This is a genomic window from Streptomyces sp. NPDC047917, from assembly GCF_043204345.1.
Classification (GTDB): domain Bacteria; phylum Actinomycetota; class Actinomycetes; order Streptomycetales; family Streptomycetaceae; genus Streptomyces; species Streptomyces sanglieri.
In genome coordinates this window covers 256,773-270,687 of record NZ_JBIDCA010000011.1, presented here as the reverse complement: position 1 = coordinate 270,687, position 13,915 = coordinate 256,773, and the positions used below count along the sequence as shown (strand labels likewise).

Here is a 13,915-nt window from a genome sequence, read left to right as displayed (position 1 = left end):
ACCGTAACGTCACCGGCACCGCCGACCGGCACCGTTCGCCGATGAGGGAGTCACCGCATGCCCGCCGCACCGCTGTCGCAGCAGGAGATCGAGGACCGGCTGGGCGATCTGCCCGGCTGGACGCTGGAGGGGGACCGGATCACCTGCACCTACCGGCTGCACAGCCACTTCGCCGCCCTGGGGCTGACCGCGCACGTCGCCGCGATCCAGGACGAGCTGAACCACCACTCCGACCTCACCCTCGGCTACAACACCGTCTCCCTCTCCGTGAACACGCACGACGCGGGCAACGTGGTCACCGAGAACGACCTGGGGCTGGCCGCGCGGGTGGCGGCGATCGCCGACGGACACGGGGTGCGGTAGCCGGGGCCGCCCCCGGTACGCGGCCGGTGACGCCCTGCCCGTCACCTGTCACATGGCCGCCCCGAACCGCGGATGCGCGGCGAGCCAGCGCGTGTAGGTCTCGCTGCGCTCCGCCGCCCCCGCGTACGCGGCCCTGGCGTGCCCGCTCACCGCGCCCGCCGCCGCACCGGCCGCCGCCGACCGCGGATGCCAGCCCAGCAGATGGCGCCAGCTGAGCGGCGAACCGGTGATCGGCCGGGTCACCACCCCGGGTGTCGGCGGGAACGTGGCCCGGCACAGCCCGACCGCCCGGCCCACCTGGACGAGATGGACGACCGACGCAGTGTCCGTCTCGTACACCGAGACCGGGCTGAACCCGGCCCGTGCGCAGGCGCCGACGAAACAGTCGGCGAAGCAGCCCTCGCCCGGCACGTCCGCCCAGCACTCGTCGGCCAGGGCGGAGAGACTGAGCTCCTGCGCACCGGCCAGCGGATGAGAATCCGGCAGCATCACGAAGACCGGGTCGATGCCGATCACCTGCCAGTTCAACCGGTCGCTCGCGGGCGGCGGGCTCTGACCGCACGCGCCGATGAGCGCGAAGTCGAGTCTGCCGTCGACCAGTTGGGCGGCGATCTCACCGACCGACCAGGAGGTGTACGTGGTCACGGGAGCGGCCGGATGCGCGGTGACCAGCCGGTCCACCAGACCGCCCAGCAGCGGCCCGTGCGTGCCGCCGAGCCGGAAGCGCTCCATGGTCCCCCAGGCATTGGCGAACCGCACCGCCTCCTCCTGGAGTTCGCTCACGGCGGGCAGCACCACCCGGGCCCGTTCCAGCACCAGCTCGCCGAGGAGCGTGGGCCGGGCTCCGGTGTGGTCCCGGTCGAACAGCGGGCCGCCGAGCGCCTTCTCGATCCTCCGCAACTGTGCGCTCAGGGCGGGCTGGGCGAGCCCGAGGGCCGCGGCCGCCTTGGTCAGGCTCCCGGTGTCGGCGATGGCACGTACGGTTCGCAGATGGCGCAACTCCAGCTCCATAAACGCAAGTTATGGGCCCGGAGGCCTACCGGCAATATGCCGGTGTCCAATCGGTGGCGGTGTGTCCGGAACGACGGCGTACCTCTGAACGCCCGGACCCCGTCCGCGTCCGCTCACCCGTCGGTGAGCTTGACCAACTCGACGCCGCTGTACGCCGGTACCCCGTCCCGGGTGACGACGGCGCGAACCGTGACCCAGCCCGTGGCGCCGCCCGGGTCCGGGGCGAGCCACACACTGCCGTCGGCGTCGGTGACCAGGTGTGCGATCGGCCGGCCCTCGACCTCCCACTCGATGTCCGCGCCGCTCAGATCGACCGGCGCTCCGTCCCAGGCGGCGAGGGTCAGCGCCGCCCGGGTGGTGCCGGCGGCGGGGAGCTCGGCGGGCGTGGCGGTGAGCCGCAGGTCGGCGGTGATCGTGTCGGTCCGGTAGCCCGCCAGATCCGCCGGGTACCACGCGAGCTCGGGAACGAACCGGCCGCCCGCCCAGCGGGCGAGGTGGCCGGGCCGGTGGTGCGCGTCGTCGATCAGCGCGTACGTGGGGGCTCCGTGCTCGGAGGCGACGAAGCCGTGCGGCGCGACGGTCACCGTGCCCAGGGTGCCGGGCAGCGGCAGCGCCCGGGGCCGGATGTCGTGACTGGCGACGATCTCCACGCCCCCGTCGAACACCGTCCGTGACACCTTCAGGTCCTCGGTGAGGTACCGGAACCCGGTCATCCGCCGCCCGAAGTACCGGCCGGCGACCCGCCGCTGGACCAGCGAGAGGCCCTTGAGCATCTCGAATCCGCGGCCCGCCCTGAAGTCCCTCTCCATGTGCTGCGCCTGGTAGTGCAGATTGAGGCCGAAGGCCAGCGCCCAGCTCAGGTTCTCGGTGGTGTCGACGCCCCGGTCGAGGTTGTGCGGATAGAACGCGACCTTGTCGTGCATGACGCCGGTACCCAGCGGCCACTGCTGCACCACGGTGCCGTTGCGGTTGGGGCCGTCGTACGTGTTGGCCCGGTCGCCCTGCATGGTGTTGAGGTAGAAGCCGAGGCTCGAAGCCAGGGTCTGGAAGATCCGGTCCCCGCCGACGCCCTCGGTGCCGATCGGCAGGATCGCGGCCGACTGCGCGGTCTGCTCCACCAGCTCCTCGCCGTACGCGTACGGCGGTGCGCAGAAGTCGGCCGAGTAGTCGTACTCCCGGCGCGCGATCTCGTCCTGGAACATCATGTCCAGCCCGTAGGTGTCGCGGAACGTGCGGAGCTGGTCGAGGATCAGCGCGCGGGGCGCCTTGCGCCAGCCGCCGATGAGATAGCCGAGGTTGTCGGTGTGGGTCTTGGTGACCAGCTTGCCGTGCCCGTCGCGTATCCCGATCCGCTCGACGCCGCCGAGCTCCGCCACTGCCCGGCTGTCGGGGTGCCACCACGTCGGGTTCGTGTACGCGCTGGCGTAGTGCCCGCCGTCGTGGATGGTGTCGATGAGCCGCTGGAACTCCGCGGGCCCGCCGAGGTAGTCGAAGGTGAGGAAGTCCGGGTAGTGGTGGTCGTGCTGCCCGTCGGAGTAGTAGCTGGCCAGCTCGACGCTGTACGGCCCGCCGGGCACGGCACGCAGATATTCGAGGGCCGCCTCGGGCCGCCCCGTCGCCCAGGTGCCGCCGGTCGGCTGCCACAGGTCGACCTTGAGGTGCACCGCGTCGGGCAGCCCCGCGCGCAGTCGAGGGCCGAGCTTGTCCGGCAGCCCGCGCCAGGAGTCCATCCCGTTGTCCGCCCGGTAGGCCGCGAACAGGTCGAACGCGGTGCCCCCGGCCACCAGCCGGGTCGCGGGCAGCCCCCCGGACCCGCCGGGTGCGATCCAGGCGTCCAGCCGGTGCATCAGCCCGGTCAGGGACTCCTCGCGGGCCCGGGCGCCCACGAAGCCGAACTGCGTCGGGCGGTAGGGCTTCGCGCTCGCGGGCTGTACGGAGTACACGCCGAGCGCGGAGTCGTCCTCCTCGAACAGGATCAGGTCGTGGGTGGCGGTGGGCATGCCGTAATTCGCGTAGAAGCCACCGGCGAGCACCGACCGGGTGTGCGCGATCCCGCCCCACTTCGGCGCGATGCCGAGCATGGTGCCGTCGGCGGGGATCACCCGGTACGCCACCTCGGGGCAGGTGATCCGGAGGATGGGCCGGGACCAGAGGTTCCGGACGGCGGTGGGGCGCAGTTCGAGACGGCCCGCACGGAGCCGTACCGTCAGCTCGGCGGCGAAGAACCCGGGCACGGTGAGGCCGATCCTGGCCTCGTCGGCGGCGACCCGGGTGACGTCGACCGCGGCCTCGTCGGAGAAGACGCCGGTGCCGTTGTCGTAGTACACGGAGAGTGGCAGCACGCCGGGGGACTGGACCCGGCCGCCGGACCTCCAGTCGAGCAGCCGGCCGCGGTCGTCGATGAGGACCCGGTCCGCGCCGCTGGTCAGCTCCAGCGCGCCGGCCCGGCTCCAGCCGGCCACCGGCCCGCCGTCTCCGACCACCTCCACGGAGTCCACGTCCAGCACGAGCGGATCGGCCGACTGCTTGTCGTCGGGGAAGAACACCAGCACCAGCCGGCGCAGCGGGTGGGTGAGCCGGCCGTCGCCCTTTCCGCTCCATGTCATCCGGGCCAGCCGCTGCGGCTCGAACGTGACCCGGGTCCGGCCGTCGAATCCGGCCGGGTCGACCCTGCCGGCCAGCGTCCCCCACTCCTCGCTGTCCCCGTCGAAGAGCTTCAGCCAGAGGTTGCCCTTCTTCGGCGTGACGCCGGTGAGCCACACCGACACCCGGGCGAGGCCGGGCACGTACGGGCTCGGGAAGGCCACCGAGAACTCGCTGTACGTCCCGGTCATGGTGACCCGCGCCTGTCCGGCGGTGCCGGTGGCCGCGAGGGTGGTGTTGTGCAGTGTGGTCGGCGGCAGATCGTGCGGTGTGCCGTCGATGACGAGGCGCACGGTATCGGCGGCGGTGGCGTCCTCGCCGGGAGTGGGCGCGGCGACGGCGGGTGCCGCCGCGGACAGGGCGACGGCCGGTGCGGACACGGCGGCGGTTCCGGCAAGGAAGGTGCGGCGCTTCATGAGTACGCTCCGGCGTCGGCTCGATGGGGGCGGGCGAGTGCACCGTACGACCTTGGCCATAACGCGTCAACGGTGTTGCCGCACAAGCTTGTTGGGCGCTGAGTTGATGCGTTAAGGGTGGTGTGGGGGTGGGGCGTCCGGCGCCGGTCGCCTGCCTGCCTCGCTCACCTGGGGAAACGCCTCGGGGGTGGTGTGCCGCCCTGCTCCGGAGGTGTTCTCGATGTGGCAGTGCTTGATGCGTGAATTGCTCGCCGGATGAGGAGGCAAGGTGCATCATGTGTGCGGGTTGCCGAACCGGCAACAAAACTTGCCATAGGGTCGGTGCGCGGTGAGGCTGGCTCCATGAGTCAGCGAACCGACCACGGTCATCACCGGCACACCTCCCACGGCCACCACCACGGCGCTCCCCAGGGGCATCACCACGACGACGGCGACCTCGACTGGGACGTCATGGGGCCGATGCTGGAGCAGGAGGCCGAAGTCAGCCGGCCGCAGTACGAGGAAGCCGCCCGCTGGATCGCCGGGCTCCCCACGGCACCGAAGGTGCGCAGGGTCCTCGACATCGGCAGCGGACCGGGGGTGATCTCCTGCCTGCTCGCCGAGGTGTTCCCCGAGGCGGAGGTCGTCGCCGTCGACGGCACCCCGGCCCTTCTGGAGCGCACCCGCGCCCGCGCCGAGAAGCTCGGCCTCGGCGACCGGGTCCGCACCCGGCACGCCGACATCCCCGACGACCTCGAAGGGCTGGGGGAGGCGGACCTCATCTGGGTGGGCAACGCCCTGCATCACATGGGCGACCAGCGCGCCGTCCTCGCCGGGTTCGCCGCACTGCTGCGCCCCGGCGGAACGGTGGCCCTGGCCGAGGGCGGTCTCCAGCCGCGCCGTCTCCCGCGCGACATCGGCATGGGGCGGCCCGGTCTGGAGGCCAGGCTCGAAGCGATCAACGCGGAACGGTTCGAGAACATGCGGGCCGCGCTGCCCGGCGCCAAGCGGGAGACGGAGGACTGGAGCGCGCTGTTCACCGCGGTGGGGCTGGAGCCGCAGGGCACCCGCAGCTTCCTGCTCGACCTTCCGGCACCGCTCCCCGACCAGGCCCGTGACCATGTCGTCGCCGAGCTCAGCCGCCGCCGCGAGATGTTCACCGACGACCTCTCGGCCGAGGACGTCGCCGTGCTCGACCGGCTGCTCGACCCCGAGGACCCGGCCGGACTGCGCCGGCGTCCGGATCTCTTCCTGCTGTCGGTGCGTACCGTGCACCTGGGCCGACGGGGCTGACGCCCGCCCCGGCGGCCCATCGACGGATCGGAGTGGTACCGGGTGTCCGAACAGGACATCCCGTCCACTGGCACGGGGTGTGCGGCATGCCCAGGATGAGGCTTCGCGAGCGTGGCCATCAGTGGCCCGGCGCACGAGAAGCCGCACCGAGAGGGAGCCGAATGCAGCACACCCCAGCCACCCCGTCCGCTCGACGGACCGCGTCGACTTCCCCGCCGCGACGGGGAATTGCCGATGGACACCCGGGGGAGAGCCCCGCTCCCGGCCCCCTGTCGGGTGTCGTGGTCGCCGACTTCGGACGGGTGCTGGCCGCCCCGTACGCCACGATGCTCCTGGCGGACCTGGGCGCCGATGTCATCAAGGTGGAGCGGCCCGGCGCGGGTGACGACACCCGGGCCTGGGGGCCGCCGCACGCCCACGGGGAGTCGACGTACTTCCTGTCCGTGAACCGCAACAAGCGGTCCTTCGCCGTGGATCTCGGCACACCGGAAGGGCGTCGCGACGCCCATGAACTGGTGCGCCGGGCCGATGTGCTCTTCGAGAACTTCCGCCCCGGCACGATGGACCGGCACGGACTCTCCTACGCGCAGGCCGAGGCGCTCAACCCCGGCATCGTCTACTGCTCGGTGACCGGATTCGGATCCGGCGAGGGCGCCGCGCTGCCCGGCTACGACTTGCTGCTGCAAGCGGTCGGCGGGCTGATGAGTGTCACCGGGCCCGCACCGGGGCAGCCCGTCAAGACGGGTGTGGCGCTCGTCGACGTGCTCACCGGACTGCACGCGGCCGTGGGCGTCATGGCGGCGCTGCGCCACCGCGACGCGACCGGTGAGGGCCAGCACGTCGAGGTCGATCTGCTGTCCTCGCTGCTGTCGAGCATGGTGAACCAGGCGGGTGGCTACACCCTGGCCGGTCAGGTGCCGGGCATCCTCGGCAACCGTCACCCCTCCATCGCCCCGTACGAGGTCTACCGGGCGGCGGACCGGCCGCTGGTCGTCGCCGTCGGCAACGACCGGCAGTTCCGCGCCCTGTGCCGGGGCCTGGGCGCCGAGGAACTGGCCACCGACCCCCGGTTCGTTTCGAACGCGGACCGGGTCGCGCACGTCGACGCGCTGGCCGAGGAGATCTCCACGCGGCTCGCCCCGCGCACCGCGGCCGAGTGGTTCGGCCTGCTCACCCCGCTCGGGGTGCCCTGCGGCCCGGTCAACGACCTCGCGGGCGCCTTCGATCTCGCCGAGCGCCTGGGCCTGTCCCCGCGGGTCACACCGGCCGATGCGGACCCCGGCGACCCCATGCGCCTGGTGGCCAACCCCATCGGGCTGTCCCGTACCCCGCCGCGGTACGAGCGGCGGCCGCCGCGCCTCGGTGAGCACACCGAGGACCTCAGGCGCTGGCTGAACGGCTGACCGGTAGTCATGGCACCGTTCGCCGCCCGATCCGGGACCGTGTCGAAGGCGGACATGCTGCCAGAGGAGTGAGTGGGCGTCAGAAGCCCCCTGTGCGGCCTAATGCCGAGTCAATTCGCCTATGAACAGAGGCAATTGGCACCCCATGTGATGGTGTGTAAATAGCATTTAGTGTATTTCGATTAGCTCGATCGGAGCCCTCGTGTCGGACTTTTATGTGTCTGATATGACACATATTCGGATTGTCTGTAATTTCATCCACAGGTCGACCGCACGGTCGGTCTCTCTCAGACAGGAGAAGCGAAATGATTACGCGTTCCACCATCGTTACGGCTGCCGTCGCGGCTGCCGCGGCCCTGGCCGCCACCGGCATCACCTACGCCTCGGCTGCCACCTCCGAGCCGGCTGGCGCGGCGGCCCCGGCCATCCAGCAGGCCGCTCCTGTTTCGGCTCTCGGTGGCGGCGACGTCGGCAAGGGCAATGAGGGCAAGGGTGGCGGCAATGAGCGAGGTGGCCACGACGAGGGCGGCCGTGGCCACTACGAGGGTCGCGTCCACATCAACGAGCGGACGTACACGGATGACGCGGGCGGCTGTGTGACCGTGGTCAGCGGCCTCGGCTCCAGGACCCTCAACATCCGTAACGACAGCCGCCGGACCATCGAGGTCTTCCGCGGGGTCACCTGTGACAACGGCGCCCCCATCGCGACCGTCGGGCCGCACAGCACCAGCAACGGGGTGCGTCCGGGCCACGTCCGTGGTGGTGTGCACGTCGAGAACGGCGTGGTGGGCAGCTTCCGTGTCATCGAGCGCCACTTCGACGACGAGGGTGGCCGGAACTGGTGACCAGTCACTCGGGTGACATAGAACCCCGGCCCGCCGTAATCGGGCCGGGGCTCCACTGAGGCTATCCGACCGGGGGCAAAACCCGGTCGGACAGCCGCACCTGAATGACGAATCACAGGTTCAACACCTGCCAGGCCATGTTAAGGCCGGGTGGTGAGCTACTGCCAGCCGACCGGAACGGCTGTGCCGCACGCGGCTACCGAGTTTCGGCTCCGGCTCCATTCCGGCTCGGGGATTCGGCTTCCGGATTCGTTCTCGGTCCGCGGTTCTTGGCGGGGCCCGGCGACCGGGCGGCGGAACGTGGCGTCGGCGCGGCAGACGCCGACCATGTCCCGGCTGCCAGGGGGCCGGCGGGCCGTCTTGGCCCAGGCGGGTGACGGCCCGGGCGGGACGGCCCCGAAGGGGGCACCCCGAATGCCGGTCCGCAGCATCCGCACAACCGCACGCATCGCCGTGCGGGTCTGTGCCCGGCCTATGCCCGGGTGGTGTCCGGCACCGGTTCCAGCCGCCACCACTGGCCGGGGGAGTCGGTGTCCTCCCACTGCTGGACGCGGGCGCCGTCCGTCGTGCTGCCGTCGGCGACCTCAAGGACGAGTCCGCTGATGAAGCTGACCAGGGTCACCACTCCCGGCGTCTCCAGGTGCCGCTCGATCAGCCACTCCTGGGCGCCGAAGTTGTTGGCCCGCCACTGCTGGATCACGGCGCCGTTCTCGGTCGAGGCGTTGGCGACGTCCAGGCGCTTCCCGCTGTGGACATTGACGAGGTAGTGGAGCGCCGCACCCTCGTGCACGGGCGAGAGCTGCCAGTGCTGGGCGGCCGATCCGGTCTCCGGGCCCTGCTGCACCGGGGCACCGCCGCCCTTGGCGGAGCCGTACACCTCCAGCAGCAGTCCGCTGGCCACATTGCGCAGCTGATAGCAGCCCGCGGCGACGACGGGTGCGGTGTCCGCGCTCATACTTCCGGTCCCTTCAGCCCCAGGGCTGTCCAGCGGCGGTCCGCCGCCCGGCTCGAACAGCCGGGCGGCGGACCGTCTCGTCGTGACTCAGGCGCCGACGTTGAACTCGGCCGGGTCCGGGCCGAGGCGCTTGCCCTCGTCCAGCGCGGCGAGCGCGGCCAGGTCGTCGGCGTCCAGCTCGAAGCCGAACACATCGAGGTTCTCCGCGATCCGGGACGGCGTCACGGACTTCGGGATCACCACATTGCCGAGCTGGAGGTGCCAGCGGAGCACCACCTGGGCGGCCGTGCGGTCGTGCTTGCGGGCGATCGCGACGACCGTCGGGACCTCCAGGAGGCCCTTGCCCTGGCCCAGCGGCGACCACGCCTCGGTCGCGATGGCGTGCTTGGCGTGGAAGGCGCGCGACTCGGCCTGCTGGAGCTGCGGGTGGAGCTCGATCTGGTTGACCGCCGGGACCACGGAGGTCTCCCCGAGCAGCCGCTCCAGGTGTTCGGGGAGGAAATTCGACACACCGATTGCCTTCGCGCGGCCGTCGGCGTGGATCTTCTCGAACGCCTTGTACGTGTCGACGTACGCGCCCTTGGCCGGCACCGGCCAGTGGATCAGGTACAGGTCCACGTAGTCCAGGCCCAGCTTGTCGAGCGAGGCGTCGAAGGCGCGCAGCGTCGAGTCGTAGCCCTGCTCGCTGTTCCACAGCTTCGTGGTGACGAACAGTTCTTCGCGTGGGACGCCGGAGGCCGCGATCGCCCGGCCGGTGCCCTGCTCGTTCTCGTATATCGCGGCGGTGTCGATGCTCCGGTACCCGGACTCGACGGCCGTGGCGACCGCCTTCGCGGCCTCGTCGTCCGGCACCTGCCAGACGCCGAAACCGAGCTGCGGCATCTCGACGCCATTGTTGAGAGTGATGGAGGGGACCTGGCTCACGAGCGGTCGATCCTTACGTCGTCGGTTGGTACTCCCATGGTGAACGATCACCGGCCGCCAGACATTCCCCTGCCGTGCGATGTTCCGGGGGCTCTCGCCGTCGCCCCCCGGGCGCGCCGTCATTGCTGCGGCCTCTTCCGTCCGGGCCATTGACCGAGACCCGTCAGCACGCAACGCTTGAGCACGTCACTGAACAACGGACACTCCTGTGAACGCGCAAGGGCGCAGGAACTGCGCAGCAACGGCACGGCGGCGGCACGGCGACGGCGCGAGAACGGTGCGAGGACTCCCGTGACGCGGCGCGACGACTCCCGAGTTCCCGAACGAACGACTCCGAGCGAGGTCGAAGTGACGAACCCTTCCAGGCGGGCACTGCTCGGTGCGGCCGTCGGCGGCGCCCTCGCCGCAACCGCCGGGCTCCCCGCCACCGCCCACGCGGCGAGCTGGAAACTGCGCTGGTCGCCCTCGGCGAGCGGCGACGGACTCGGCGCCTTCGAGACCGTCGAGGACGACCGGGCCGACTCCCATCCGGCGGGGCAGCCGCACATCTTCGTGGAGGGCGACAACTTCCGGTTCAACATGCACACCGTCGACCGGGACACCTCGACGGACCGTCAGCGCCAGGAGGTGACCGGGCTGCGCACCGGCAGCGGCTCGTACCTCAAGTGGCTGCCCGGGGAGACCTGGCGGGTCACGTACCGCATGTACATTCCCGACTCGCTGAAGGCGACCACCAGCTTCACCCACATCATGCAGATGAAGCAGCCGGGCAACGGCACCTCGCCGATCGTCGTCCAGTCCCTGCGCCGGGTGAGCGGCGTACAGACCATCGAACTCAAGCTGCCCGTAGCCGACATCCTCGTCGGCCGCACCGACCTCGAACCGCTGCAGAACAAGTGGATCGACGTCGACTTCCGGATCACGATCGGTGACGGGACGTCCGGCTCGGTCCGCTGGATCCTGAAGGACGGGGCGAGCACCGTCATCGACAGGTCGAAGTCCGGTGTCGACACGCTCCTCGCCGACCGGGTCCGGCCCAAGTGGGGCATCTACCGGTCGCTCGGCGACACTTCGGGATCGTTGCGGGACACCCATCTCCTGCTCGCCGGCATGCGTGGCCACCAACTGGTCTGACCGGCCAGAACCGTTCGGCAGAAGGCGGCGCGAACCGGTGCGCCCGGGGCGGCGGGGTGCAGCCCCGCCGCCCCGCAGGGCTGCCCGCGCACCGGCCAACCCGAGTGCCCCGTCCGAGATTTGGGCCCACGCGGGGCATTGACAGAAGGCTCCGCAGGGAATCCTATGCAGTGTCGGTTAGGAACCTTTCCTAACACCGCAACCGGAAGGGATCATCCGTGCACCCTGCCGCACCCCCACGCCGCTTGGTGGCCGTCGTCGCGGGCCTCAGCTGTCTGTTCCTGCCCCTGCTGGGCCACCTCCCGAAGGCCTCCGCCGCCGAGAACGCGTACGAGGCCCGGACCGACTCCACCACCACGGCGGACGGTCGCCCCGGCTCCCCGGCATCCGGCATCAGGGCCGCGGGCCCCGGCGCCATGGCCGCGGCACCGTACGAATACCTCGGCTGGGGAAACCCGCAGAAGCCGACCGACGTGATGGCGGCGACCGGCGTGAAGTGGTTCACGCTCGCGTTCGTCCTCTCGGACGGCACCTGCAACCCGAAGTGGGACGGGGACCGGCCGCTGACCGGCGGATCGGACCAGAAGGCCATCGACTCCATCCGGGCGGCCGGTGGCGACATCGTCGTCTCGGTGGGCGGCTGGAGCGGCGACAAGCTCGGCGAGAAGTGCACCAGCGCCACCGCGCTGGCCGGGGCGTACCAGAAGGTGATCAACGCCTACCACCTCAAGGCGCTGGACATCGACATCGAGGACACCGAGTTCTCCAAGGCCACCGTGCGGCAACGGGTGGTCGACGCCCTGAAGATCGTCAAGAACGCCAATCCGGGCATCGTGACGTACGTGACCATGGGGACCACCCCGACCGGCCCCGACGCCACCGGCAAGGACCTCATCGAGCGGGGAGCCGCCGCGGGTCTCGACAACGACGGCTGGGTCGTCATGCCCTTCGACTTCGGCGGGCACAGCGGCACGATGGGCGCCGCCACGGTCAGCGCCCTCGACGGACTGAAGGCCGCCGTGAAGAGCGCCTACGGCTACGACGACGCCGCCGCCCACCGGCACATCGGGGTCTCCTCGATGAACGGGAAGACGGACGAGCCGGGCGAGACCGTCACCACCACCGACTTCCGGACGATCCTCGGCTACGCGCAGCAGCACCACATCGCGCGCTTCGCCTTCTGGTCCGTCAACCGGGACCGCGCCTGCGGCTCCGGCAGCGACGGGGACGCCTGCAGCGGGGTGTCCCAGTCCCCGTACGACTTCACCAAGATCGTCGTCCAGTACAAGGGCTGAGGAGATCCCATGCTTACCACCCGGAGCAGACTGCCCCTCGGCGGAGCGGCACTCGCCGCCACCGCACTGCTGCTGCCCCTGCTCGGCGCGCCGTCCGCCGCCGCGGCGGCGGACACCCGCTACGAGGCGGAGAACGCCGTACTCGCCCAGGCGGCCGTGGCGGTGAACCACACCGGCTACTCGGGCACCGGCTTCGTCGACTACACCAACGTGGCCGGTTCCTCCGTGGAGTTCACGGTGAACACCGCGGCCGGCAGTGACTCGCTGGCCGTCCGCTACGCCAACGGCACCACCACCGACCGGCCGCTGGACATCAGTGTGAACGGAACGGTCGTCGCCTCCGGCGTCTCCTTCCCCGGGACCGGATCCTGGGACACCTGGAAGACGAAGACCATCGGCGCGAAGCTCCCCGCCGGGACCAACACCGTCCGGGCCACCGCCACCACGGCGAACGGCGGCCCCAACCTCGACCACCTCGACACCGCGGCCCCGGCGGCCGGTGGCCCCGCGGTGCCCTTCGGCAGCCATCAACTCCCGTACGCCGCCGGGACTCTGAAGCCCTCGGGCACCCAGTCGGCAGTCGACCAGGCCGTGATCAAGACGTACAACGCCTGGAAGTCCGCGTTCGTCAGGAAGAACTGCGGCAATGGCTGGTACGAGGTCATCTCGCCGGACGCCGACCATCCCTACGTCGCCGAGGCCCAGGGCTACGGGATGGTCGTCACCGCGACCATGGCGGGGGCCGACCCCGACGCGAAGACCGTCTTCGACGGCATGGTCAAGTACATGCTCGCGCACCCCTCGGTGAACAACGCCAACCTGCTCGCCGCCGAGCAGGACGCCTCCTGCAAGAGCGTCGACGGCTCCGACTCGGCTACCGACGGGGACCTCGACGTCGCCTACGGGCTGCTCCTCGCCGACAAGCAGTGGGGCTCCACCGGCACGTACGACTACAAGAACCTCGCGGTCAAACACATCAACGCCATCAAGAAGAGCGAGGTCAACCCGACCACGCACCTGATGCTGTTCGGCGACTGGTCGGACTCCGGCGAATCCCACTACTGGATGACCCGCTCCTCGGACTGGATGATCGACCACTTCCGCGCCTTCAGGGCCGCCACCGGTGACAGCGCCTGGGACACCGTGCGCACCGCACACCAGAACCTGATCACCTCCCAGCAGTCCAAGTACGCCTCCGCGACAGGTCTGCTGGCGGACTTCGTCGTCAACACCAACGGCACCGCCAAGCCCGCCCCGGGCGAGGTGCTGGAGAGCCCCAACGACGGCGACTACTCCTGGAACGCCTGCCGCGACCCGTGGCGCATCGGCGCCGACGCCGTCACCAGCGGGGACAGCGCCTCGCTCGCCGCGGCCCGCAAGCTCAACTCCTGGATCAAGAGCAAGACCGGCGGGAACCCGGACAAGATCGCCAGCGGCTACCACCTGAACGGCTCGGTGTTCGACAGCGGCAACGACATGGCGTTCACCGCCCCGTTCGTCGTGACCGCACTGACCGACCCGGGTTCCCAGGCGTGGCTCGACGCGCTCTGGAACAAGCTCGCCACCACCTCGATCGACCCGGATCTCTACTACGGCGGGAGCGTCCAGCTCCAGTCGATGATCGTCGCATCCGGCAACTACTGGGTTCCCTGAC

Annotated in this window: 11 protein-coding genes; 7 read left to right on the top strand and 4 right to left on the bottom strand. The window is 70.7% G+C overall.

Annotation, left to right across the window (positions count from 1 at the left end):
• Positions 1–57: 57 nt before the first annotated feature.
• A complete protein-coding gene (locus ACGF8B_RS27160; protein ID WP_392743521.1) occupies positions 58–363 on the top strand; it encodes a 4a-hydroxytetrahydrobiopterin dehydratase in 306 nt (101 codons plus the stop codon).
• 48 nt (positions 364–411) lie between these two features.
• Here the strand turns inward: ACGF8B_RS27160 and ACGF8B_RS27155 are convergent, their stop codons facing one another.
• Both ACGF8B_RS27155 and ACGF8B_RS27150 read right to left on the bottom strand, forming a co-directional pair.
• Positions 412–1,374 (bottom strand): LysR family transcriptional regulator, encoded by a 963-nt coding sequence (locus tag ACGF8B_RS27155; protein ID WP_392743519.1) that lies wholly within the window; start codon positions 1,372–1,374, stop codon positions 412–414.
• 113 nt (positions 1,375–1,487) lie between these two features.
• Positions 1,488–4,433 (bottom strand): hypothetical protein, encoded by a 2,946-nt coding sequence (locus ACGF8B_RS27150; protein ID WP_392743516.1) that lies wholly within the window; start codon positions 4,431–4,433, stop codon positions 1,488–1,490.
• A 342-nt stretch (positions 4,434–4,775) separates the two neighbouring features.
• On the opposite strand from ACGF8B_RS27150, the gene ACGF8B_RS27145 reads away from it, so the two are divergent.
• From ACGF8B_RS27145 to ACGF8B_RS27135, 3 genes are all read left to right on the top strand, one after another.
• Entirely contained in the window at positions 4,776–5,705 is a 930-nt protein-coding gene (locus ACGF8B_RS27145; protein WP_392743513.1) for a class I SAM-dependent methyltransferase, read from the top strand.
• A 281-nt stretch (positions 5,706–5,986) separates the two neighbouring features.
• Complete coding sequence (locus tag ACGF8B_RS27140; RefSeq protein ID WP_392743510.1) at positions 5,987–7,108, top strand: CaiB/BaiF CoA transferase family protein; 1,122 nt, start codon at positions 5,987–5,989, stop codon at positions 7,106–7,108.
• Positions 7,109–7,413: 305 nt separating this feature from the next.
• Positions 7,414–7,953, top strand: coding sequence for a hypothetical protein (locus tag ACGF8B_RS27135; RefSeq protein ID WP_392743507.1), 540 nt, complete (start codon positions 7,414–7,416; stop codon positions 7,951–7,953).
• A 472-nt stretch (positions 7,954–8,425) separates the two neighbouring features.
• On the opposite strand, the gene ACGF8B_RS27130 is transcribed toward ACGF8B_RS27135, so the two are convergent.
• Both ACGF8B_RS27130 and ACGF8B_RS27125 read right to left on the bottom strand, forming a co-directional pair.
• The gene (locus ACGF8B_RS27130) at positions 8,426–8,908 is read right to left on the bottom strand and encodes an RICIN domain-containing protein (RefSeq protein WP_392743504.1); all 483 of its coding nucleotides are present in this window, start codon (positions 8,906–8,908) and stop codon (positions 8,426–8,428) included.
• A gap of 87 nt (positions 8,909–8,995) precedes the next feature.
• Positions 8,996–9,832, bottom strand: a complete 837-nt coding sequence (locus ACGF8B_RS27125; RefSeq protein ID WP_392743501.1) for an aldo/keto reductase — start codon at positions 9,830–9,832, stop codon at positions 8,996–8,998.
• A gap of 348 nt (positions 9,833–10,180) precedes the next feature.
• On the opposite strand from ACGF8B_RS27125, the gene ACGF8B_RS27120 reads away from it, so the two are divergent.
• The 3 genes from ACGF8B_RS27120 (at position 10,181) to ACGF8B_RS27110 (ending at position 13,914) form a co-directional block, all read left to right on the top strand.
• Positions 10,181–10,966: a Tat pathway signal sequence domain protein gene (locus ACGF8B_RS27120; protein ID WP_392743498.1), complete on the top strand. Its 786-nt coding sequence runs from the start codon at positions 10,181–10,183 to the stop codon at positions 10,964–10,966.
• Between the two features lie 218 nt (positions 10,967–11,184).
• The gene (locus ACGF8B_RS27115) at positions 11,185–12,261 is read left to right on the top strand and encodes a chitinase (protein WP_392743495.1); all 1,077 of its coding nucleotides are present in this window, start codon (positions 11,185–11,187) and stop codon (positions 12,259–12,261) included.
• A 9-nt stretch (positions 12,262–12,270) separates the two neighbouring features.
• Positions 12,271–13,914 (top strand): glycosyl hydrolase family 8, encoded by a 1,644-nt coding sequence (locus tag ACGF8B_RS27110; RefSeq protein WP_392743493.1) that lies wholly within the window; start codon positions 12,271–12,273, stop codon positions 13,912–13,914.
• The last annotated feature ends 1 nt before the right edge of the window (position 13,915 follow it).

Excerpts from the sequence above, each read along its gene's own strand:
- ACGF8B_RS27155 (WP_392743519.1), bottom strand. The coding sequence starts at position 1,374 with ATGGAGCTGGAGTTGCGCCATCTGCGAACCGTACGTGCCATCGCCGAC.
- ACGF8B_RS27110 (WP_392743493.1), top strand. The coding sequence starts at position 12,271 with ATGCTTACCACCCGGAGCAGACTGCCCCTCGGCGGAGCGGCACTCGCC.
- ACGF8B_RS27135 (WP_392743507.1), top strand. The coding sequence starts at position 7,414 with ATGATTACGCGTTCCACCATCGTTACGGCTGCCGTCGCGGCTGCCGCG.
- ACGF8B_RS27130 (WP_392743504.1), bottom strand. The coding sequence starts at position 8,908 with ATGAGCGCGGACACCGCACCCGTCGTCGCCGCGGGCTGCTATCAGCTG.
- ACGF8B_RS27160 (WP_392743521.1), top strand. The coding sequence starts at position 58 with ATGCCCGCCGCACCGCTGTCGCAGCAGGAGATCGAGGACCGGCTGGGC.
- ACGF8B_RS27150 (WP_392743516.1), bottom strand. The coding sequence starts at position 4,433 with ATGAAGCGCCGCACCTTCCTTGCCGGAACCGCCGCCGTGTCCGCACCG.
- ACGF8B_RS27145 (WP_392743513.1), top strand. The coding sequence starts at position 4,776 with ATGAGTCAGCGAACCGACCACGGTCATCACCGGCACACCTCCCACGGC.